This is a genomic window from Rhodococcus sp. BP-160 (genome assembly GCF_019836205.1).
Lineage (GTDB): Bacteria > Actinomycetota > Actinomycetes > Mycobacteriales > Mycobacteriaceae > Rhodococcoides.
This window is the reverse complement of record NZ_JABUEK010000004.1, coordinates 291,826-311,206: the sequence shown is the minus strand read 5'-3', so window position 1 is coordinate 311,206 and position 19,381 is coordinate 291,826. Positions and strand designations below refer to the sequence as shown.

The window sequence follows — 19,381 nt, the reverse complement described above, 5'->3', positions numbered from 1 at the left end:
CGGAACCTGTGCAGTAATCCGCGGAGAGCGCGGATCACTGCACACGATCACCGTCGCGGCAGGTACTCCACCAACTCGAACGAGTTCCGCACCACCCGCCGCAGGTCGGCGAGACCGCCGCTCACCACACCGGCCGCCCGGGCCTGCACCAGCACGTTGCCCAGGGCGGATCCCTCGACCGGTCCCGCGACCACCGGCAGCCCGGTGGCATCAGCGGTCAGCTGACACAGCAGCGCGTTCTGCGAACCGCCTCCGACGATGTGCACCACCTCGACGTCGATGCCTGCAAGGTTTCCGGCCAGCGCCACCGACCGGGCGTATGCCGCCGCGAGGCTGTCCACGATGCAGCGCACGAACGCAGCGGGTGACGTCGGAACCGGCACCCCGGCCGCGAGGCACTCGGCGGCAATGCGCGTCGGCATGTCACCCGGCGGCAGGAACACGGGGAGGTCGGGGTCGATGACCGATGACGCAGGGAGACCGGCAGCCTCGTCGAGCAAGGAGCCGAGGGACAGCTCGAGACCGTCACGCGACCACTGCCGCAACGACTCCTGCACCAACCACATACCCATGACGTTGCGGAGCAGTCGCACGGTGCCGTCGACACCCGCCTCGTTGGTGAACCCCCCGTCTCGGGCCGCAGACGTCACCACAGGCTCCTGCGTTTCGACTCCCACCAGCGACCAGGTGCCCGACGCGATGTACGCGAAGTTCGGTGTCGCAGCCGGAACCGCCACGATGGCCGACGCTGTGTCGTGGGTTCCCACCGCGACCACCGACGCGTCGGCACCGATCATGTTCGCGACGTCCGGGGATAGCTGCCCGATCGTCGTTCCAGGTGCGACCAGATCCGGCAGTAGGTCTGCCTTCAGGCCGAGTGACGCGATCGAGTCGCGATCCCACACGCGGGCATGCGGGTCGAGGAGCCCGGTTGTCGACGCATTGGTCACCTCGCCTCGAGCGACGCCGGTGAGCCAGTACGCCAACAGATCCGGGACCATGAGGAGCCGCTGCGCAATCCCCAGTATCTCCGGCGTCTCGGCCAGCAGCTGGTACACCGTATTGAATGGCAACGAAGCAATGCCGTTGCGAGAGAACAGGTCCTCGTGCTCACCGTCGGTGCGGGAGTCGCGGTAGTGGAACGGGACGCCGAGCATGCGCCCGTCGGTATCGAGGAGGGCGTAATCGACCGCCCACGTGTCGATGCCGACGGACGTCAACGGCTCGCCGTCCAACCGGTCGACCAGCGACCGCAATCCGTCGAGCACACCCTGGTACAGCGCGAGAATGTTCCAGTGCAGCGATCCACCGAGGCGCACAGGACGGTTCTCGAACCGCGCGATCTCGGTCAGATCTACTCGACCGTCGACCACGCGCCCCAGCATCACTCGACCGCTCGACGCCCCCAGATCCACCGCCGCGAATGCCCCCATCAGCGCAGGAACGCGGCCGCGACACCCGCATCGACCGGGATGTGCAGCCCGGTGGTGTGGGTCAGTTCGCCACAGGTCAGCGCGAACACGGCGTTGGCGACGTGCTCGGGCAGCACCTCGCGCTTGAGCAGCGTGCGCTGCGCGTAGTACTCGCCCAACTTCTCCTCGTCGACGCCGTAGACCGCGGCACGCTTGGCGCCCCAGCCGCCGGCAAAGATGCCCGAACCGCGGACCACGCCGTCGGGGTTGATGCCGTTGACGCGAATCCCGTGGTCACCGAGCTCGGCGGCCAGTAGCCGAACCTGATGGGCCTGATCCGCTTTGGTCGCCGAGTACGCGATGTTGTTCGGTCCGGCGAACACGGAGTTCTTCGACGAGATGTAGACGATGTCGCCGCCCAGTCCCTGCTCGATCATGATGCGAGCCGCCTCGCGGGAGACGAGGAAGGATCCGCGCGCCATGACGTCGTGCTGCAGATCCCAGTCCTTGACGGTGGTCTCGAGCAGCGGCTTTGAGATGGAGAGACCCGCGTTGTTCACGACGAGGTCGACACCGCCGAAAGCCAGCACGGCATCGGCGAACCCGGCTGCGATCTGTCCTTCGTCGGTGACGTCGGCCGCGATGCCCACGGCCACGTCCGAATTGCCGATCTCGGCGGCGGCTGCCGCGGCCTTCGACGCGTCGAGGTCGGCGATCACCACGCACGCACCCTCGGCTGCCAGACGCTGGGCGATGGCCTTGCCGATGCCCGACGCGGCACCGGTCACCAGTGCGATCCGGGTGGCCAGCGGCTTGGGTGCGGGCATCCGGGCGAGCTTCGCCTCCTCGAGTGCCCAATACTCGATGCGGAACTTCTCCCGCTCGTCGATGGGGGCGTAGGTCGAGACGGATTCAGCTCCGCGCATCACGTTGATGGCGTTGATGTAGAACTCGCCGGCGACGCGGGCGGTCTGCTTGTTGGCGCCGAAGGAGAACATGCCGACTCCGGGGATCAGCACGATGGCGGGATCGGCGCCGCGCATCGCGGGGCTGTCGGCCTCGGCGTGCTCGGTGTAGTAGCGGGCGTAGTCCTCTCGGTACGCGACGTGGAGCTCACGGAGTCGAGCCGACACATCCTCCATTGATGCAGTCGTCGGGAGATCGAGCACCATCGGGCGCACCTTGGTGCGGAGGAAGTGGTCGGGGCACGACGTTCCGAGTGCGGCGAGGCGCGGGTGCTCGGACGAGGCGAGGAAGTCGAGGACGGGGTCGCTGTCGTCGAAGTGGCCCACCTGCGGGCGGTCGGTCGACGCGAGCCCGCGAATCAGCGGGAACAGCGCTGCCGCACGCGTGCGGCGGTCGTCAGCTGGCAATGCTTCGAAGCCCGTCAGCGGGGATCCGAAGGGCTCCGAGCGACCGTGGTCGGCAAGGAATTGCTCGGCGGTGCGAATGATCTCGAGCGACCGCTCCTCGCTCTCGGAGCTGGTCGCGCCCCAGGCAGTGATCCCGTGTCCTCCAAGGATGCACCCGATGGCCTGCGGGTTCTTCTCGGCGATCTCGGCGATGTCCAGGCCGAGCTGGAAGCCCGGGCGTCGCCACGGCACCCACACCACACGGTCGCCGAAGCACTTGCGCGTCAGCTCCTCCCCGTCGGCGGCGGTCGCGAGGGCGATGCCCGAGTCAGGGTGCAGATGGTCGACGTGAGCCGCTTCGACCAGTCCGTGCATCGCGGTGTCGATGGACGGTGCCGCACCGCCCTTGCCGTGCAGGCAGTAGTCGAAGGCGGCGACCATCTCGTCTTCGCGGTCGACGCCGGGGTAGACGTCCTTCAGTGCGCGGACGCGGTCGAGTCGCAACGCGGCGAGCCCGGCGGGCTTCAGCGTGCCCAGGTCACCGCCGGATCCCTTGACCCACAGCAGTTCCACGTCCTCACCGGTGACCGGGTCGGTCTCGGTTCCCTTCGCGGAGGTGTTGCCGCCCGCGTAGTTGGTGTTGCGCGCATCGGCGCCGAGTCTGTTGGACCGGGCGATCAGATCGTCGATCGTCGTCACGAGAGTGTTCTTCCTGTCGAGGGGTATGAAGGGGCGGAGCCGGTCAGGCTCCCCAGCTCGCTTGCTGTCCGCCGACGCGCTCGGCTTCGACGCGTTCCATGTAACCGGAGCGGGCGAAGGCGGCGACGGGGTCACGGTCGATGCCGCGGGATTCCCGCAGATCGCCGAGCAGCCCGCGGACATCGGTGTTGTAGGCGTCCATGAGCACCGCGTGGGCACCGAGGATGTCGCCGTCGATCTGCGCCTTCTCGAGAGCCGACGCATCGATGAGCAACGCTTTCGCCGTGGCTTCCTGCACGTTCATGATGGACCGGATCTGACCGGGGATCTTCGGCTCGATGTTGTGGCACTGATCGAGCATGAAGTTGATGCCCGACGAGGGGAGGTGGGCATTGGAGGCGACGATCTCGTGCATGATGCGGAACAGCTGGAACGGGTCCGCGGCACCGACGATGAGGTCGTCGTCGGCGTAGTTGCGGGAGTTGAAGTCGAAGGCGCCGAGCTTGTTCTGCCGGATGAGCTGCGTGACGATGAATTCGATGTTGGTGCCCGGCGCGTGGTGCCCGGTGTCGAGGACCACCTTCGCCTTGTCTCCGAGGGCGAGGCAGTGCAGCAGCGACGTGCCCCAGTCGGGGATGTCGGTGGTGTAGAAGTACGGCTCGAAAAATTTGTATTCGATGAGCAGTGTGTGGTCGTCGTCGAGGCCGGCGTAGATCTCCTGCAGCGACTCGGCGAGGCGGTCCTGGCGCGCGCGGATGGAGTCCTGCCCGGCGTAGTTGGTGCCGTCGGGAAGCCACAGCTTGAGTGTTTTCGAGCCGGTCGCCCGCATGACGTCGATGCACTCGAGGTGGTGGGCGACGGCCTTGGCACGAATTCGCTTGTCGGCGTTGGTTAGTGACCCGAGCTTGTAGTCGTCGTCCTGGAAGACGTTCGAGTTCACGGCTCCCAGTGCGACGCCGTTCTCGGTGGCGAACGAGGCGAGCGCGGAGTAGTCGTCGACCTTGTCCCACGGAATGTGCAGCGAGACGCGGGGGGCTGCGCCGGTGACGCGGTTGACCTCGGCGGCGTCGGCCACCTTCTCGAACGGAGTGCGGGGCACGCCGGCGGTGGAGAAGACCTTGAAGCGGGTTCCGGAGTTTCCGTAGGCCCAGCTGGGCACCTCGATACCGAAGTCGGCGAGGGCCGAGATGTCCTGAACTGCTGTGGTGCTCATGATGGGTGACCTTCGCGGAGTTGAGTCTCGAGGTGGAAGAGTTCGCGCAGCAGCACGAATCCTTCGTCGGGGGTGGCAGACCCGAGGCCCGTGAAGAACGGAGCCATCTGGGCCTGCCACCGTGCGTTGACGTCGGTACTGCTCATCGCTGCCTGCGCCGCGCCCAGATCGGGGCTTTCGACGTAGCCGACGATCAGGCCGTCGTCACGGATGTGCAGAGAATAGTTGTTCCAGCCGTTCGCTTTCAGCGCCTCGAGCATCTCGGGCCACACCTCGGCGTGACGACGGGAGTACTCGGGAACCGATTCCGGCCTGAGCTGCAGCGTGAAGCAGTACCGGTACATGTCAGAAGTTGTACTGGTCGATATTGGCGGAGTCGAAGACCGTGGGCGGTCCGAGGACCAGTTCGCCGTCGACGCCGATGGTGTACTCGCCGAGCTCGCCCGCGGTGAACTTCTCACCTTCGGCGCCGGTGATCTGACCGGACGACAGGGCTGCACCGGCGTAGGCGGCGAGGTAGCCGATGTCGGTGGGATCCCACAGCGCGAACTGCTTCACGGTGCCGTTCTTGACGTACTCACGCATCTGGTTCGGCGTGCCGAGTCCGGTGAGGACGATCTTGTCCTTGTACGACGAGCCCGAGATGTAGCGGGCGGCAGCGGAGATGCCGACGGTGGTGGGGGAGACGATGGCCTTCAGGTCCGGGTAGGTCTGCAGCAGACCCTGGGTTTCCTGGAAGGACTTCTGGTCGTCGTCGTTGCCGTAGACAGTGGTGACGAGCTCGATGTCCTTGTACTCCGGGTTGGAGGCGAGCTGCTCCTTCAGCACCTCGATCCAGGCATTCTGGTTTGTGGCGTTGGGAGTTGCGGACAGGATGGCGATCTTGCCGGATCCGCCGATCTGGTCGCTGGTCATCCTCGCCAGCGATTCGCCGACGCCCTCGGTGGTGGCCTGGTTGATGAACAGGTCGCGGCAGTCCTTGGAGGCGTCCGAGTCGAACGTGACCACCTTGACGCCGGCGTCGCGCGCCTGGTTCAGCGAGGGACACACAGCGTTCGGGTCGTTCGCGGCGATCGCGATGACGTCCTGGCTCTGCTGGATCAGGGTGTTGATGTAGGACACCTGCGACGATGCGCTGGCGTCGTTGGGGCCGACGAGCTTGTACTCGCCACCGAACTCGCCGACGGCCTTCTCGCCACCGGCGACCTCGATGTCCGAGTACGGGTTGTTGAGCTGCTTGGGTAGGAAGCCGATCTTGAGGCCGTCCTGGATCTCGGCGTCGGGGTTGGCGGTGCCGGTGACGCGGCTTCCGCTGTCGGAGGACTCGGAAGCCGACTCCTGCGTCGTGCCACCGCAGGCGGTGAGGATGAGTGACAGTGCGGCGATGCCGGCCAACGGCGCCAGCGCGAGGCGCCGGGAGGTGCGGGACATGGTGGACCTTTCGGGAAGGGGGTGGATCAGAGTCGTGCGACGGCTTTGCGGCGGTCCGACGAGGTGCGGACGGCCTTGATCAGGTTGGGCAGGAGGACGGCGACGATGAGCAGGACGCCGGTGACGACGGTGAGCGCTTCGTTGGAGATGTCCTCGAGACGCAGCGCGTTCTGCAGCGCGGCGAGGAGGACGACGGCGGCGAGGACGCCGACGAGCCGCCCCTTGCCTCCGAAGATGGAGACGCCACCGAGGAGTACCGCGGCGACGACGGACAGTTCGAGTCCGGCACCGTTGTCGGCGCGGGCACTCGAGTACCGCAGGCTCCAGAGAACACCGGCCAGGGCGGCGACCGCTCCGGCGACGACGTAGAGCCAGAACTTGATGCGGTTGCCGTTGATGCCGGCGAACTTCGCGGCCGTGGCGCTGGCGCCCGTGGCGTAGATGTTGCGGCCCAGCGACGTGAACTGCAGCACCGCGCCGAAGATCACTGCCAGAAACATCAGCGGGACGGCGAGATTGGGGATCGAGGAGTCGCCCAGCGTGCCGGTGACCCACGAGGTGTAGGCCCGGGGGAAGTTGGACACAGCCGTGTCGCCGAGCAGCACGAAGGCGAGTCCGCGGAAGAGCGCGAGAGTACCGATGGTGACGGCGAGCGACGGTAGTCCGAGCGTGGCGACGAGAAAGCCGTTCAGGGCTCCGAGCAGCGCGCCGAGCAGGATGCACATCGGGACGATGGCCTCGATGGTGAAGCCGTTGTTCCACATCCACCCCATCGCAGCGCCGCTCAGACCGAGAGTGCTGGCGACGGACAGATCGATCTCGCCGGTGACGATGATCAGCGTCATCGGCAGGGCGATGAGGAAGATCGGCGCGAGGTCGAGCACCAGGAACGTGAAGTTGGTGGCGCTGCCGAAGTCCGGGTTCATGACCGACGCGCCGAGCACGACGACGATGGTCAGGAAAATGATCGCGGTGTCCCAGGTGGCCAGCAGCTCCCGGATACGACCGCCCTGCTGCACCGTTGGTGCGGGGGCATCGGGACGGGTGGCGAGATCACTCGACATGAGCGCTCCTCTTCCGAAGTTGCTGGGCGGCACGCACGGCCGCGATGCGATCCGCCGCGATGGCGACGAGGATGAGCGCGCCGACGATGGCCTGCTGCCAGAACTGGTCGATCTGCAGGACCGGGAGCGAGCTGTTGATGGTGGTGAGCAGCAGAGCACCGAGAGCTGCACCCCACACGGTGCCGACACCGCCGACGACGGCCACGCCGCCGACCACGCAGGCCGCGATGACGTTGAGCTCGTAGCCGGTTCCGGCTGCGGCGTCGACGGTGCCGAAGCGCGCGGCGAACATGACGCCCGCGATGCCGGCCATGGCACCGGAGAAGGCGAAGGCGCCGAGGGTGCGCTTGCCCACCGCGATTCCGGCGAGTTCGGCTGCGTGGCCGTTGGATCCGATGGCATAGAGGTCGCGGCCGCTGCGGTAGCGGGCCAGGTAGACGCCGGCACCGACGAGGGCGACGACGGCGACGATCACCAGGGTCGGCACTCCGAGCACCGCGGCCGTGCCCAGGTCGAGGAACGAGCGGGGCATCTCGTCGGCGGTGATCTGCTCGCCACCCGCCCAGAAGAAGGCGATGCCGCGGAAGATGTACATGGTGCCCAGCGTGACCACCAGTGCGGGGACGCCGCCGTAGCGCACGAGCAGCGCGTTGAACACTCCGCACAGCGTGCCGACGACGATGCCCGCGAGGATGCCGAGCACGATCGGTGCGCCCGCCTTCATGACCGACCCCGCCGCGAAGGCGGACAGTCCGAGGACCGATCCGACGGACAGGTCGATGTTCTTGGTGATCATGACGACGGTCTGGCCGACGGCCAGCACGGCGATGATCGACGCGGCGAGCATCAGGTCACGCACGCTCTGACCGGACAGGAACGAACTGTTGGTCGCCGCGGTGACGGCAACGAGGACCACGAGCGCACCGAGGATGCCGAGAGAGCGCATCCGCAGGATCTTCTCCACGAGGGAGCCGCCGTCCGGCGCGACGGGCTTCAGAGGATCGGCCGCGGGGGCGGGCTGGATGGTGATGCTCATGCTGCGGACTCCGATCCCATGGCGGCGAACATGACCGATTCCTCGGTGGCGTGGTCGCGGTCGATCTCGGCGGCGATGCGGCCCTCACGCATGACGAGCACGCGGTCGGCCATGCCCAGCACCTCGGGCAGCTCGGACGAGATCATGACGACGGCCACGCCCTCACTGGCGAGTCGCGAGATGATCTTGTGCACCTCGGCCTTGGTCCCGACGTCGATGCCGCGGGTGGGCTCGTCGACGATGAGAACGATCGGCTCGGTGGCGAGCCACTTCGCCAGCACCACCTTCTGCTGGTTGCCGCCCGACAGCGTGCCGACGGGGTCGCTGATGCGCGAGAACTTCGTCTGCAGCGTGCGGGTCCATTCGTAGGCCGAGCGACGCTCGCCGCCGCCGACGAGAAAACCGAAGCGGGACAGCGCCGCCGAGCGGGTCAGCGTCGCGTTGCGCTCGATGGACATCTCGGGAATGAGGCCTTGCTGGCGGCGATCCTCGGGCACGAGGGCGATACCGGCGCGCATGGCAGCCTTCGGGCTGCCGGACTTCAGCTCCTTGCCGCGTACCTTGACGATGCCGGAGTCGCGGGGGTCCACTCCGAAGACGGCCTGCATGACCTCGGAGCGTCCGGCACCGACCAGGCCGGCCAGCGCGACGATCTCGCCGGCGCGCACCTGGAAGCTGACGTCGGTGAACACCCCGGCCCGCGTGAGGTTCTCGACCTCGAGAACGACGGCGCCCGGCTCGACGTCGAGCTTGGGGAACAGCGCGCCGAGCTCGCGGCCCACCATCTGCCTGATCAGATCGTCCACGGTGAGTCCCGCCAGCGGCGCGGTGGAGATGTGGCGTCCGTCGCGCATGACGGTGACGCGCTGGCAGAGGTCGAAGATCTCTTCGAAGCGATGCGAGATGAACAGCACGGCGGCGCCGTCGGCGCACAGTGAGCGCGCGACCGTGAACAGGCGCGCGACCTCGTTGCCGGACAGGGCGGCGGTGGGCTCGTCCATGACGATGACCGACGCCTCGGCCGACAGGGCCTTGGCGATCTCGACGAGCTGCTGGTCGGCGATGGAGAGCCCGCTGGCGAGCCGGTTCGGATCCATCGGTACGCCCAGGCGGGTGAACAGCGCCTCGGCCGCCGTGTTCATGGCGCCGCGGTCGATCATTCGGCCGCGCGAGGTGGGCTGCGCGCCAATGTAGATGTTCTCGGCGATGGTCAGATCCGGGAAGAGCGTCGGCTCCTGGTAGATGACGGCGATGCCCTCGGCCTTCGCGGCGGCGGGGGAGTCGAGCGTGATCGGGGTGCTGCCCGAGAGCAGCGTGCCGGTGTCCGGCTTGTGCACACCGGCCAGCATCTTGACGATGGTGGACTTGCCGGCACCGTTCTCGCCCACGAGTGCGTGCGCCTCACCGCCGTAGAGCGGAAACGACACACCGGAGACGGCGGCGACGCTTCCGAACGACTTGGTGACGTCACGGACTTCGAGCAGGGGAACTGCGCTGGGCGTCGTCGCACTGGGGACGCTCATGGATGGGACCTCCGTCGGGCCGAACCGCTCGAATTGAATCGGTTCATTAAGCTCGCTGAACATAGAAGTGACCGGGGCCACTGGTCAACCCCGTGACCCGGATCACGGCTGAGCGTTATCGGATTGTTACCATTGACGCTGTCAGCTGCGACGATCTGCTCACGGCCGCTGTCCTCTCGTCACGAGGCGGCGTCGAGGTGTGCGTGATCGACATCGGTTGCGTCACGTCGAGTAAACCGATTCAATGTGCACATCGGTGGGGTGCCGTGGTGAGCAGGAGGGATGTGACCGTGGCCGCGAGTATGCGCGAGGTCGCCGCTCTCGCCGGCGTGTCCATGGGCACCATCAGCAACGTTCTGAACAAACCCGACATGGTCTCCGCCGCCACCCGTGAGCGTGTGGAGGCGGCCATCGCGCAGCTCGGTTTCGTGCGAAACGACGCGGCTCGCCAGCTCCGGGCCGGCCAGTCACGCATGCTCGCCGTCGTGGTCCTCGACGCCCGCAACCCGTTCTTCCTCGACGTCGCGGCCGGAGCCGAATCGGTCGCCGACGGGAACGATCTGCTCACCGTCATCGTCGGCAGTGGGGAGTCCGAGGAACGCGAGAACCGCCAGCTGCGGCTGCTGATGGAGCAACGCGTGCAGGGGATTCTGCTCAGCCCGGTCGGCGAGAATGTGCCGATGCTCGACAACCTCGACCGCCAGGGCACCCCCGTGGTGCTCCTCGATCGCGGCTCGCGCGCGCCGGGTCGCTCGTCCGTCGCGGTCGATGATGTTCTCGGGGGACGTCTGGCTGCACGGCATCTCATGGACTTGGGGCACCGCACCCTCGTGTACGTCGGCGGCCCGGACAGCATTCGTCAGGTCCGTGACCGACGGTCCGGTGCCCTCACCGCGGTCGCCGAGTCCGCGAGCACCCGGATGTCGACGGTGTGGGCCACCTCGCTGTCCATCGAGGCCGGTGCCCGCGCGGCCGCGCAGATCTTCGACATGACGGACGACCCGCCGACCGCCGTCGTGTGCGCGAACGACCTGCTTGCGCTGGGAGTGCTGCAGGAATGTGTGCACCGTGGTGTCCGGGTACCGGAGGAGCTGGCCATCGTCGGTTACGACGACATCGACTACGCCGCCGGTGCTGCCGTTCCGCTGACCTCCATCTCGCAGCCGCGAGCCGAATTGGGCCGCGCTGCAGCCGAACTGCTGCTGGAGCAGGTGTCGACGTCCGGCGACCACGAGTTCCGGCAGCTCACTTTCGATCCGTCGCTGGTGGTGCGGGGGTCGACCGATCCGTCCTGGCGCGCCCACTGAGCCATCGGGCGTTCACCTCGGCGCCCTAGCGTGGTCGTCATGGCGATGCGACGAGGGCTGCTGACCGTCTCGATGTGCCTGGCACTGGCGGCCTGTTCCGGGCAGGAGACCGAGACCGCGCAACCGCTCGACGGCTTCGACCTGCAGGCGCACCGCGGCGGCCTCGGCTTGGTCACCGAGAGCACGCTCGCCTCGTTCACCAACGCCCTCGAGCTCGGCGTCACCACCCTCGAGATGGATACCCAGATCACCGAGGACGGCATCGCCGTCGTCACGCACGACCGGAAGGTGTCGGACGCGAAGTGCCGTGACACTCGGCCCGCGACCGACGGCGATCCCGAGTTCCCCTACGTCGGCAGGTACGTGAACACCCTGACACTGGCGCAGGTGCGAACGCTCAATTGTGGTGTGGCGCAGCTCGACGGCCATCCCGATCAGCGCGTGGCGACTGATGCCGGCATTCCGACGCTCGACGAGGTGCTGGCGCTGGTGAACGCGTACGAGTCCACCGTGCAGCTGAACATCGAGACCAAGGTGGAGGCGGCAGCGCCCAGCGAGACGGCGCCGCGTCAGCAGTTCGTCGACGTGGTGCTCGCCTCCGTCGGGGCAGCCGGACTGCTCGATCGCACCACCATCCAAAGCTTCGACTGGGGCACCCTGCTCGCCGTGAAGGAGGCGGACCCGTCGGTGCGCCTGGTCGCCCTCACCGAACCGGACTTCCTCGAGGTCGGCCAGCCGGGAGCCTCCCCATGGTTGGGCGGCCTCGACATCGACGAGTTCGAGGGTGATCCGGTCGCGGCGGTGCGCTCGTTCGGCGCCTACGCCCTCTCGCCGGTGCAGGGCATTCCGCAGAAGGGAGCCGTGGGCGACGCGGACTTCGAGTTCGTCGTGACACCGGAGATGGTGGCCTCCGCGCACGCCGACGGCATCCGCGTCGTCCCGTGGACGGTCGACGATCCCGCGACCATGGCGGCACTGATGGACATGGGTGTCGACGGCATCATCACCGATTACCCGGACCGTCTCCGCGAGGTGATGGGACAGCGCGGAATGACGCTGCCGGAGCCAGCGACCCCGCGCTAGCCAGATTTGTCCGATTCCGAACAAGGTCGGTGCGAGTTTCGCGAAAACGCATGCGCAAGCGCTTTCCTCCCCCATAGGCTCCCGCCATCACGCGATGCGGTCGGCGTCGCAATGGGGACAAGGGAGTCCACATGTTCGAAAATCGCAGCAGAAGCACGCTCGCACTCGGCACCTTCCTGATGGCCGGTTCGCTGGCCCTCGGCCTGACCGCGTGCGGCGGCTCCAGCTCGGACAGCGTCAAGGTCGGGCTCATCACCAAGACCGACTCCAACCCGTACTTCGTCAAGCTGCGCGAAGCGGCGCAGGCCCAGGCCGACAAGGACGGCGCCGAGCTCATCGCTCTGGCCGGTGCCTTCGACGGCGACAACGAGGGCCAGGTCTCCGCGATCGAGAACATGGTCGGGCAGGGTGTCAAGGGAATCCTGATCACCCCGAACAGCTCCACCGGCGTGCTCGACGCGATCCAGAACGCACGCGACGCCGGCGTCGTCGTCATCGCGCTCGACACCGCGACCGACCCCGAGGATGCGGTCGACGCCACCTTCGCCACCGACAACAAGGCCGCCGGCGTCAGCCAGGGCAAGTGGGTGAAGGCAGCGCTCGGCACGACGGCGCCGCAGGTCATCATGCTCGACGGCACCGCGGGTGGCACCGTCGACACCTTCCGTCACGACGGATTCCTCGAGGGCATGGGCCTCACCGACGGCTCGCCCGAGATCGTCGGGCAGGAGAACACCAACGGCGATCAGACCAAGGCGCAGACCGCGATGGAGAACCTCATCCAGCGCGCACCCCAGACCAACGCGCTCTACACGATCAACGAGCCTGCGGCCGCGGGTGCGTACCAGGCGATCCAGTCCGCGGGCAAGACCGCGCAGGTCACCATCGGGTCGATCGACGGCAGCTGCACCGGTGTCGCCGACGTCAAGTCCGGCAAGATCGGCGCGACGGTCATGCAGTTCCCCGCCAAGATGGCCGAGCAGGGTGTGCAGGCCGTCGTGACGTTCGCCAAGGACGGCACCAAGCCGAGCGGCTTCAACGACACCGGCTCGCAGCTCATCACCGACAAGCCCGTCGACGGCCTCGAGTCCCAGGACACCACCTGGGCCGAAGCCAACTGCTGGGGCTGATCGATTCCATGAGCACTGCCGCACCTGCGACAGCGCGGCCGTCGGTGTCGAGCCGGTTCACTGCGAGCAACATCCTGCGTGAACCGCTGCTCGGCCCGGTGGCGGCGTTGATCCTCGCGATCATCGTCTTCAGCGCACTCTCGGACTCGTTCCTCAATCCGCAGAACGTCTCCCTGATCCTCCAGCAGTCCGTCGTCGTCGGAATCCTCGCCGTCGGACAGACTCTCATCATCCTCACCTCGGGCATCGACCTCTCGATCGGTGCTGTGGCCGTGTTCGGCACCATCGTCATGGCGCAGAGCGCGGGGGCCAACGGCCCGGTGGTCGCCCTCGGATCGACGCTCCTGGTGTGCGTCGCGTTCGGTGCGATCAACGGTGGGCTCGTGACCGTGCTGCGGCTGCCGCCGTTCATCGTCACGCTCGGCACGTTCACCGCGATCCAGGCGGCCACCCGGCTGCTCGCGGGCTCCGAGACGTACCGCGTCGAGGAGGGCCCGCTCACGTTCCTCGGAACGTCGTTCAAGATCGGGGCTTTCGCGACGACGTACGGCGTGGTCGCGATGCTCCTCGTCTACATCGTCATGTGGTACGCCCTGTCCCAGACATCCTGGGGCAAGCACATCTACGCCGTCGGCGGTAACCCGCAGGCATCGGACCTGTCGGGCATCAAGTCCGGGCGGGTGCTGTTCTCCGTCTACATCGTCACGGGCGTCATCGCGGCCATCGCGGCGTGGGCCGCGTTGGGACGCATCCCGAATGCGGATCCGAACGCGTATCAGAACGCCAACCTCGAGACCATCACCGCGGTGGTCATCGGCGGCACCAGCCTCTTCGGCGGCCGCGGCGGCGTCGTCGGAACTCTGGTCGGCACGCTCATCGTGGGCGTGCTGCGCAACGGACTCACCCAGGCCGGTGTCGACAGTCTCTATCAGAACATCGCGACCGGCATCCTCGTGATCGTCGCGGTGGCTGTCGATCAGTTCGCACGCAGGAGGTCACAGTGAGCACCGCACCTGTTCTCGAAGCGCGCGGACTGGTCAAGAGATACGGCAACGTCACCGCCATCAACGGAGCGGACTTCGAGCTCCGAGCGGGCGAGGTGCTCGCGGTCATCGGTGACAACGGTGCCGGAAAGTCCAGTCTCATCAAGGCATTGGCCGGGGCGGTCGTCCCGGACTCGGGCGAGATCCTGATGAACGGCGAGGTCCAGTCGTTCCGCAACACGCGGGACGCGCGCGCTGCCGGCATCGAGACCGTCTACCAGGACCTCGCGGTGATCCCGGCGCTCGACATCGCGTCCAACCTGTACCTCGGACGCGAGATCAAGCGGAAGGGCGTGATGGGCAGCCTCTTTCGGCGGCTCGACATGCCGCGCATGCGGGAGGAGGCGTCGCAGCACCTCGCCGACCTCAAGATCGGCATCAAGTCCGTGAACCAGGCCGTGGAGACGCTGTCCGGTGGTCAGCGTCAGGGTGTGGCCGTCGCTCGCGCAGCGGCCTTCGGTCGCGGCGTCATCATCATGGACGAGCCCACTGCGGCACTGGGCGTGCGTGAATCGGGCATGGTGATCGACCTGATCCGGTCGATCCGTGATCGCGGTATCCCCGTGGTGCTCATCTCGCACGACATGCCGCACGTGTTCGAGGTGGCCGATCGTATCCACATCCATCGGTTGGGGCAGCGCGCCGGCGTCGTCGATCCTAAGCAACGGACGATGTCCGAGGTGGTGGCTCTGATGACCGGTGCCACCGAGCCCACCGAGTCGGAACGCGCCGGGCTGTCATGACATCGACGTCGCTCGGCGTCTTCGTAGGCTTGGCGACGCTCGACGTGATTCACCGGATCCAGGCACCACCGGCGGTCAACGAGAAGATCACGTCGACGGATCAGTTCGTCGCGGCGGGAGGGCCGGCAGCGAATGCTGCCGTCACCTTCGCCGCGCTGGGCGGTCGCGCGATCCTGGTGACCGCACTGGGCGACGATCCTGTCGCCGGGCTGGTCCGGGCCGACCTCGACCGGTACGGCGTCGAGGTGATCGACGCCGCGGCGGGCACGGCAAGGCCCGTGCCCGTCTCGGCGGTGTCGGTGATCGAGTCGACGGGTGATCGATCGGTGGTGTCGCTCGACGCGGTCGCGTCCGAGGTGGCACCACCGGCCGACCTGGACGCGGTGATCGCCGAGGCCGACGTCGTCCTGATCGACGGCCATCACCCCCGGATGGCGCGAGCAGCGGCGGAGAGTGCCGCCGCCCACGGCATCCGGGCGGTGGTCGACGCCGGACGGTGGAAGCCGATCATGGCCGAACTCGCTCCCCGGGTCTCGGACATGGTGTGCTCCGCCGACTTCCGGATGCCCGACACCGACGGCTCGGACGCCACCGCCGCAGCGCTGGTCGCGATCGGTGTTCCCACCATCGTGACGACGCACGGAGGTGGGCCGATCCGGTGGTGGACCGGTGGTTCGTCCGGTTCCGTGGACGTCCCGGCCGTCACAGCGGTTGATACATTGGGTGCCGGAGATGTGTTCCACGGGGCCTACTCGTACTTCTCGACGCGAGCCGAGAGCGGCATGAACGAGCGCCTCGATCGGTCGGCCCGCGTGGCCGCACTTCGCTGTTCCGTGGTGGGACCTCGGTCCTGGTTGCGGGATCTTCCTTCCGACCAGACCCGAAAGCGGTGACCGTCATGAGCGGCCAGAGTGTGCAGGACGCCACGTTCGACGAGTTGGTCGAGTGGGCACGTGCACTGGCGATTCCGGGGCAGCGCCGCATTCTCGGCCTCACCGGAGCGCCCGGAGCGGGCAAGTCCACCGTCGCCGCCGATCTGGTGGAGGCGCTCGGGACCGACCGTGCAGTGCTGGCACCGATGGATGGTTTCCATCTCGCGAACGAGGTGTTGATCGATCTCGGGCGGCTCGACCGCAAGGGTGCACACGACACCTTCGACGACGACGGCTATGCCCGGCTCATCGAGGCCGTCCGCCGGCAGACGCCCGACGGGCCCATCGTGTACGCGCCTCGGTTCCGCCGCGAGATCGAGGAATCGATCGGGTCGGCGATTCCGGTGCTGCCGTCCGTGCCTCTGGTGGTCACCGAGGGCAACTACCTGCTGATGGAGATCGACGCCTGGCCTCGGGCCCGCGCCCACATCGACGAGGTGTGGTTCCTGGCCCCCGACACGGACGTTCGGCACGACCGGCTTGTCCGACGCCACGAGGCGTACGGCAAGACGCCGGAGCAGGCCGCGTTCTGGGCACTGGGATCGGACGAGCGCAACGCCGAGCTCATCACCTCGACGGCCGTGCGTGCCGATCGAGTGCTGCGTCTTCGATGAGCACTGCATCTCGGCGACCGGCCTGACATGGCGACCATGGACGACGTGGCTCGCCGCGCGGGCGTGTCGGTGTCGACGGTCTCGCACGTCCTCAACGGCACCCGGAAGGTGAACGCGTCGACGCGGGAACGCGTCGAGACCGCGATCACCGAGATCGGGTACCGCCGCAACGTCGTCGCCCGGTCGTTGGCCGCGGGTCGTACGCACACCGTCGGCCTGTCGATCTCGGCATTCACCAACCCGTACTTCGGCAGCCTCGTGCACACGATCGAATCCATGTTGTCGGACGCGGGGCTGGTCATGTTCCTCGGCGACTCGCACGACGACGTCGTCTCGGAACGGCGCGTGGTGGATTCACTTCTCGACCGTCAGGTCGACGGGATGATCCTCGCGCCCGCATCGGGTTCCGAGCTCGACACCATCCCCGCGATCACGAGCACCGGTACCCCGCTCGTCCTCATCGACCGGCTGTTGGACGTGGCGTGCGATCAGGTCGGCCCCGAGAACGATCACTCCGCGTACCAGTTGACCGAGCACCTGCTCGATCTCGGTCACCGACGCATCGCCGTGGTGCGCGGGCTGGCCGGCATCTCGTCCTCGGTCGAGCGCTACGCGGGATACGAACGGGCACTGACGAATCGCGGAATCGACGTCGACCCGCAGTTGGTGCTCGACGGCCGGTCCAGCGTCGACGTCGCGGAACGCGAGGTGCGGGCGCTGATGACGCGGCCGGACCGTCCCACCGCGATCGTGACCATGAACAACTCCATGACGATCGGATCCATGAAAGCGCTTCGTGGCCTCGGTTTCTCCATCCCGTCCGACGTCGCCCTCGTCTGCTACGACGACTTCGAGTGGTCCGACCTGTTCGAGCCGCGCCTGACGGCGTCGGGACAGGACGTCGTGAGGCTGGGCAGTACGGCGGTGGACATGTTGCTGCAGCGCATCGACGGTTACACCGGGGATCCGCGACACGTGTACGTGCCGACCACGTTCCATCACCGCAACTCGTGCGGTTGCGCCACAACTTGATTCACCTCACAGCCTGATTCACCCTCACCAGGACAGGACTCACCATGCCGATCGCAACTCCCGACCAGTACGTGGCGATGCTCGACCGCGCCAAGGAGGGCGGGTTCGCCTACCCCTCGATCAACGTCACCAGCTCGCAGACCCTCAACGCCGCTCTGCAGGGCTTCGCCGAGGCGGAGAGCGACGGCATCATCCAGGTGTCGGTCGGGACGGCGCTCTATCTGTCGGGCAACAAGGTTCAGAACCGGTTCGCAGGGTCGAAGGCGCTGGCGCTGTACGCGCACGAGGTCGCACAGCACTACTCCGTGTCGATCGCTCTGCACACCGATCATTGCCCCGCGGAGAACCTGGACGACTGGGTGCGTCCGTTGCTGGCCGACTCGATCGAGCGTCGGGCCCGCGGGTTGGATCCGCTGTACCAGTCGCACATGTGGGACGGGTCGGCCGTTCCGCTCGACGAGAATCTCGCCATCGCGCGTCAGCTGCTGGACGAGTCGGTCAGAGCCAACACGCTCCTGGAGATCGAGGTCGGTGTGATCGGCGGCGAGGAGGACGGCGTGTCCGCAGAGATCGACGACAAGCTGTACTCCACCGTCGACGACGCCCGCGCCACCATCGCTGCCTTGGGCGCGGGGGAGCGCGGCCGCTACCTGACGGCCTTGACCTTCGGCAACGTCCACGGCGTCTACAACCCCGACTCCGTGCACCTGCGCCCCGAGATCCTCGACGAGATCCAGACCGTCATCGGCGCCGACTCGGGCAAGGACAAGCCGTTCGACCTGGTGTTCCACGGTGGGTCCGGTTCGAGCGCCGAGGACATCGCGTCCGCCGTGCGTAGCGGTGTGGTGAAGATGAACATCGACACCGACACCCAGTACGCCTTCACCCGGTCGATCGCGGGGCACATGATCAGCAAGTACGACCAGGTGCTCAAGGTCGACGGCGCCTACGGCAACAAGAAGGCCTACGACCCGCGGTCGTGGGGCAAGCCCGCCGAGACCGCCATGGCCGCACGGGTGGTCGAGGCGACGGAGATGCTGGGGTCGGCCGGGCGCACGATGCGGTGACTCAGTCGAGCCGCATCAGCCCGTAGAACCCCTCGATATGCTCGCGCGCCAGGGTGGCGGCCTTCGCGCCGTGGCCCCGGCGCAGCGCGTCGACGATGCCACGGTGCTCGCATCGGAGCGTCACGGCGACGGACGACCAGTCGTCCAGCATCGGCACGGCGTCCATGACGTAGCCGTGAATCGAGTCGCGAAGCGAGGTCATCATCGCCTCGATCAGCACGTTGCCGGCCAGCCCGGCGAACCGTACGTGCAGCTCGGCGTCGAGGCGGTGGAACTGATCGGGTTCGAGGCTCTGGTCGTCCATTCGGTCGAGTAGCTCGTCGATGGCTGTGAGGTCGGGGGTGCGTGCCGCGGCTTCGCGTAGCGCCCACGACTCGAGGAGCACGCGCGTCTGCACCACGTCCGCGATGGGCAGGAACTGCGTGGCCATGTGCAGGCGCAGTGCCGAGCCGATGGATGTGGCAGGGTCCGCCACCACGATTGCTCCCGCGTCGGGGCCGGACCCGACCGACGTCTTCACGACGCCCATCGCCTCCAGGACGCGAATGGCCTCGCGAACCGAGCTGCGGCCGACGCCGAGCTCCTCCGCGAGTGCGCGCTCGGCCGGCAGTCGGTCGCCGACACGGAGTCGGGCCGCCGCCAGGTCCTGTTCGATGCGGTGGAGAACCACCTCGTGTGCGCGCATTGTCGGAGAATAGCT

At 67.4% G+C, this 19,381-nt stretch carries 18 protein-coding genes; 9 read left to right on the top strand and 9 right to left on the bottom strand.

What is annotated here, in order from left to right:
* Positions 1 to 47: 47 nt before the first annotated feature.
* The 8 genes from HQ306_RS17580 to HQ306_RS17545 are packed head-to-tail and all read right to left on the bottom strand — an operon-like array spanning position 48 to position 9,730.
* A complete protein-coding gene (locus HQ306_RS17580) occupies positions 48 to 1,433 on the bottom strand; it encodes a rhamnulokinase family protein (RefSeq protein ID WP_222632894.1) in 1,386 nt (461 codons plus the stop codon).
* Positions 1,433 to 3,463, bottom strand: a complete 2,031-nt coding sequence (locus HQ306_RS17575; protein WP_222632893.1) for a bifunctional aldolase/short-chain dehydrogenase — start codon at positions 3,461 to 3,463, stop codon at positions 1,433 to 1,435. Before HQ306_RS17575 ends, HQ306_RS17580 begins: the two co-directional genes overlap by 1 nt.
* A gap of 43 nt (positions 3,464 to 3,506) precedes the next feature.
* The gene (rhaI, locus tag HQ306_RS17570) at positions 3,507 to 4,676 is read right to left on the bottom strand and encodes an L-rhamnose isomerase (protein WP_222632892.1); all 1,170 of its coding nucleotides are present in this window, start codon (positions 4,674 to 4,676) and stop codon (positions 3,507 to 3,509) included.
* Positions 4,673 to 5,020, bottom strand: a complete 348-nt coding sequence (locus HQ306_RS17565; protein ID WP_222632891.1) for an L-rhamnose mutarotase — start codon at positions 5,018 to 5,020, stop codon at positions 4,673 to 4,675. The genes rhaI and HQ306_RS17565 overlap by 4 nt, the downstream gene beginning before the upstream one ends.
* Before the next feature lies 1 nt (position 5,021).
* Positions 5,022 to 6,107, bottom strand: a complete 1,086-nt coding sequence (gene rhaS, locus HQ306_RS17560; protein WP_222632890.1) for a rhamnose ABC transporter substrate-binding protein — start codon at positions 6,105 to 6,107, stop codon at positions 5,022 to 5,024.
* Between the two features lie 26 nt (positions 6,108 to 6,133).
* Positions 6,134 to 7,171, bottom strand: coding sequence for an ABC transporter permease (locus HQ306_RS17555; RefSeq protein WP_222632889.1), 1,038 nt, complete (start codon positions 7,169 to 7,171; stop codon positions 6,134 to 6,136).
* Entirely contained in the window at positions 7,161 to 8,207 is a 1,047-nt protein-coding gene (locus tag HQ306_RS17550) for an ABC transporter permease (RefSeq protein ID WP_222632888.1), read from the bottom strand. Before HQ306_RS17550 ends, HQ306_RS17555 begins: the two co-directional genes overlap by 11 nt.
* Positions 8,204 to 9,730: a sugar ABC transporter ATP-binding protein gene (locus HQ306_RS17545; protein WP_222632887.1), complete on the bottom strand. Its 1,527-nt coding sequence runs from the start codon at positions 9,728 to 9,730 to the stop codon at positions 8,204 to 8,206. The genes HQ306_RS17550 and HQ306_RS17545 overlap by 4 nt, the downstream gene beginning before the upstream one ends.
* 290 nt (positions 9,731 to 10,020) lie before the next feature.
* Here HQ306_RS17545 and HQ306_RS17540 point away from each other — a divergent pair, with 290 nt between their 5' ends.
* The 9 genes from HQ306_RS17540 to fbaA all read left to right on the top strand — a co-directional run bounded on the left by HQ306_RS17540 (position 10,021) and on the right by fbaA (position 18,681).
* Positions 10,021 to 11,037: a LacI family DNA-binding transcriptional regulator gene (locus HQ306_RS17540; protein WP_222632996.1), complete on the top strand. Its 1,017-nt coding sequence runs from the start codon at positions 10,021 to 10,023 to the stop codon at positions 11,035 to 11,037.
* A 39-nt stretch (positions 11,038 to 11,076) separates the two neighbouring features.
* On the top strand, positions 11,077 to 12,120 hold the full coding sequence (locus HQ306_RS17535) for a glycerophosphodiester phosphodiesterase family protein (protein WP_222632886.1): 1,044 nt from the start codon (positions 11,077 to 11,079) through the stop codon (positions 12,118 to 12,120).
* A gap of 131 nt (positions 12,121 to 12,251) precedes the next feature.
* A complete protein-coding gene (locus HQ306_RS17530; protein WP_222632885.1) occupies positions 12,252 to 13,250 on the top strand; it encodes a substrate-binding domain-containing protein in 999 nt (332 codons plus the stop codon).
* An 8-nt stretch (positions 13,251 to 13,258) separates the two neighbouring features.
* Positions 13,259 to 14,254, top strand: coding sequence for an ABC transporter permease (locus HQ306_RS17525; protein WP_222632884.1), 996 nt, complete (start codon positions 13,259 to 13,261; stop codon positions 14,252 to 14,254).
* The gene (locus HQ306_RS17520; RefSeq protein WP_222632883.1) at positions 14,251 to 15,036 is read left to right on the top strand and encodes an ATP-binding cassette domain-containing protein; all 786 of its coding nucleotides are present in this window, start codon (positions 14,251 to 14,253) and stop codon (positions 15,034 to 15,036) included. The genes HQ306_RS17525 and HQ306_RS17520 overlap by 4 nt, the downstream gene beginning before the upstream one ends.
* On the top strand, positions 15,033 to 15,929 hold the full coding sequence (locus tag HQ306_RS17515; protein ID WP_222632882.1) for a PfkB family carbohydrate kinase: 897 nt from the start codon (positions 15,033 to 15,035) through the stop codon (positions 15,927 to 15,929). Before HQ306_RS17520 ends, HQ306_RS17515 begins: the two co-directional genes overlap by 4 nt.
* Before the next feature lie 5 nt (positions 15,930 to 15,934).
* Positions 15,935 to 16,582 carry a nucleoside/nucleotide kinase family protein gene (locus HQ306_RS17510; protein WP_222632881.1) on the top strand — a complete coding sequence of 216 codons (648 nt, stop codon included), beginning with the start codon at positions 15,935 to 15,937 and terminating at the stop codon, positions 16,580 to 16,582.
* Positions 16,583 to 16,609: 27 nt separating this feature from the next.
* Complete coding sequence (locus tag HQ306_RS17505) at positions 16,610 to 17,614, top strand: LacI family DNA-binding transcriptional regulator (RefSeq protein ID WP_222632880.1); 1,005 nt, start codon at positions 16,610 to 16,612, stop codon at positions 17,612 to 17,614.
* Between the two features lie 44 nt (positions 17,615 to 17,658).
* On the top strand, positions 17,659 to 18,681 hold the full coding sequence (gene fbaA / locus HQ306_RS17500) for a class II fructose-bisphosphate aldolase (RefSeq protein ID WP_222632879.1): 1,023 nt from the start codon (positions 17,659 to 17,661) through the stop codon (positions 18,679 to 18,681).
* Between the two features lies 1 nt (position 18,682).
* On the opposite strand, the gene HQ306_RS17495 is transcribed toward fbaA, so the two are convergent.
* On the bottom strand, positions 18,683 to 19,366 hold the full coding sequence (locus tag HQ306_RS17495; protein WP_222632878.1) for a FadR/GntR family transcriptional regulator: 684 nt from the start codon (positions 19,364 to 19,366) through the stop codon (positions 18,683 to 18,685).
* Positions 19,367 to 19,381 lie beyond the last annotated feature (15 nt).

Bases quoted from the DNA above. Each gene is read 5' to 3' on its own strand.
- HQ306_RS17510 (WP_222632881.1), top strand. From the start codon at position 15,935: ATGAGCGGCCAGAGTGTGCAGGACGCCACGTTCGACGAGTTGGTCGAG.
- rhaI (WP_222632892.1), bottom strand. From the start codon at position 4,676: ATGAGCACCACAGCAGTTCAGGACATCTCGGCCCTCGCCGACTTCGGT.
- HQ306_RS17565 (WP_222632891.1), bottom strand. From the start codon at position 5,020: ATGTACCGGTACTGCTTCACGCTGCAGCTCAGGCCGGAATCGGTTCCC.
- fbaA (WP_222632879.1), top strand. From the start codon at position 17,659: ATGCCGATCGCAACTCCCGACCAGTACGTGGCGATGCTCGACCGCGCC.
- rhaS (WP_222632890.1), bottom strand. From the start codon at position 6,107: ATGTCCCGCACCTCCCGGCGCCTCGCGCTGGCGCCGTTGGCCGGCATC.
- HQ306_RS17530 (WP_222632885.1), top strand. From the start codon at position 12,252: ATGTTCGAAAATCGCAGCAGAAGCACGCTCGCACTCGGCACCTTCCTG.
- HQ306_RS17515 (WP_222632882.1), top strand. From the start codon at position 15,033: ATGACATCGACGTCGCTCGGCGTCTTCGTAGGCTTGGCGACGCTCGAC.
- HQ306_RS17505 (WP_222632880.1), top strand. From the start codon at position 16,610: ATGGCGACCATGGACGACGTGGCTCGCCGCGCGGGCGTGTCGGTGTCG.
- HQ306_RS17525 (WP_222632884.1), top strand. From the start codon at position 13,259: ATGAGCACTGCCGCACCTGCGACAGCGCGGCCGTCGGTGTCGAGCCGG.
- HQ306_RS17580 (WP_222632894.1), bottom strand. From the start codon at position 1,433: ATGGGGGCATTCGCGGCGGTGGATCTGGGGGCGTCGAGCGGTCGAGTG.
- HQ306_RS17545 (WP_222632887.1), bottom strand. From the start codon at position 9,730: ATGAGCGTCCCCAGTGCGACGACGCCCAGCGCAGTTCCCCTGCTCGAA.
- HQ306_RS17535 (WP_222632886.1), top strand. From the start codon at position 11,077: ATGGCGATGCGACGAGGGCTGCTGACCGTCTCGATGTGCCTGGCACTG.
- HQ306_RS17495 (WP_222632878.1), bottom strand. From the start codon at position 19,366: ATGCGCGCACACGAGGTGGTTCTCCACCGCATCGAACAGGACCTGGCG.
- HQ306_RS17555 (WP_222632889.1), bottom strand. From the start codon at position 7,171: ATGTCGAGTGATCTCGCCACCCGTCCCGATGCCCCCGCACCAACGGTG.
- HQ306_RS17550 (WP_222632888.1), bottom strand. From the start codon at position 8,207: ATGAGCATCACCATCCAGCCCGCCCCCGCGGCCGATCCTCTGAAGCCC.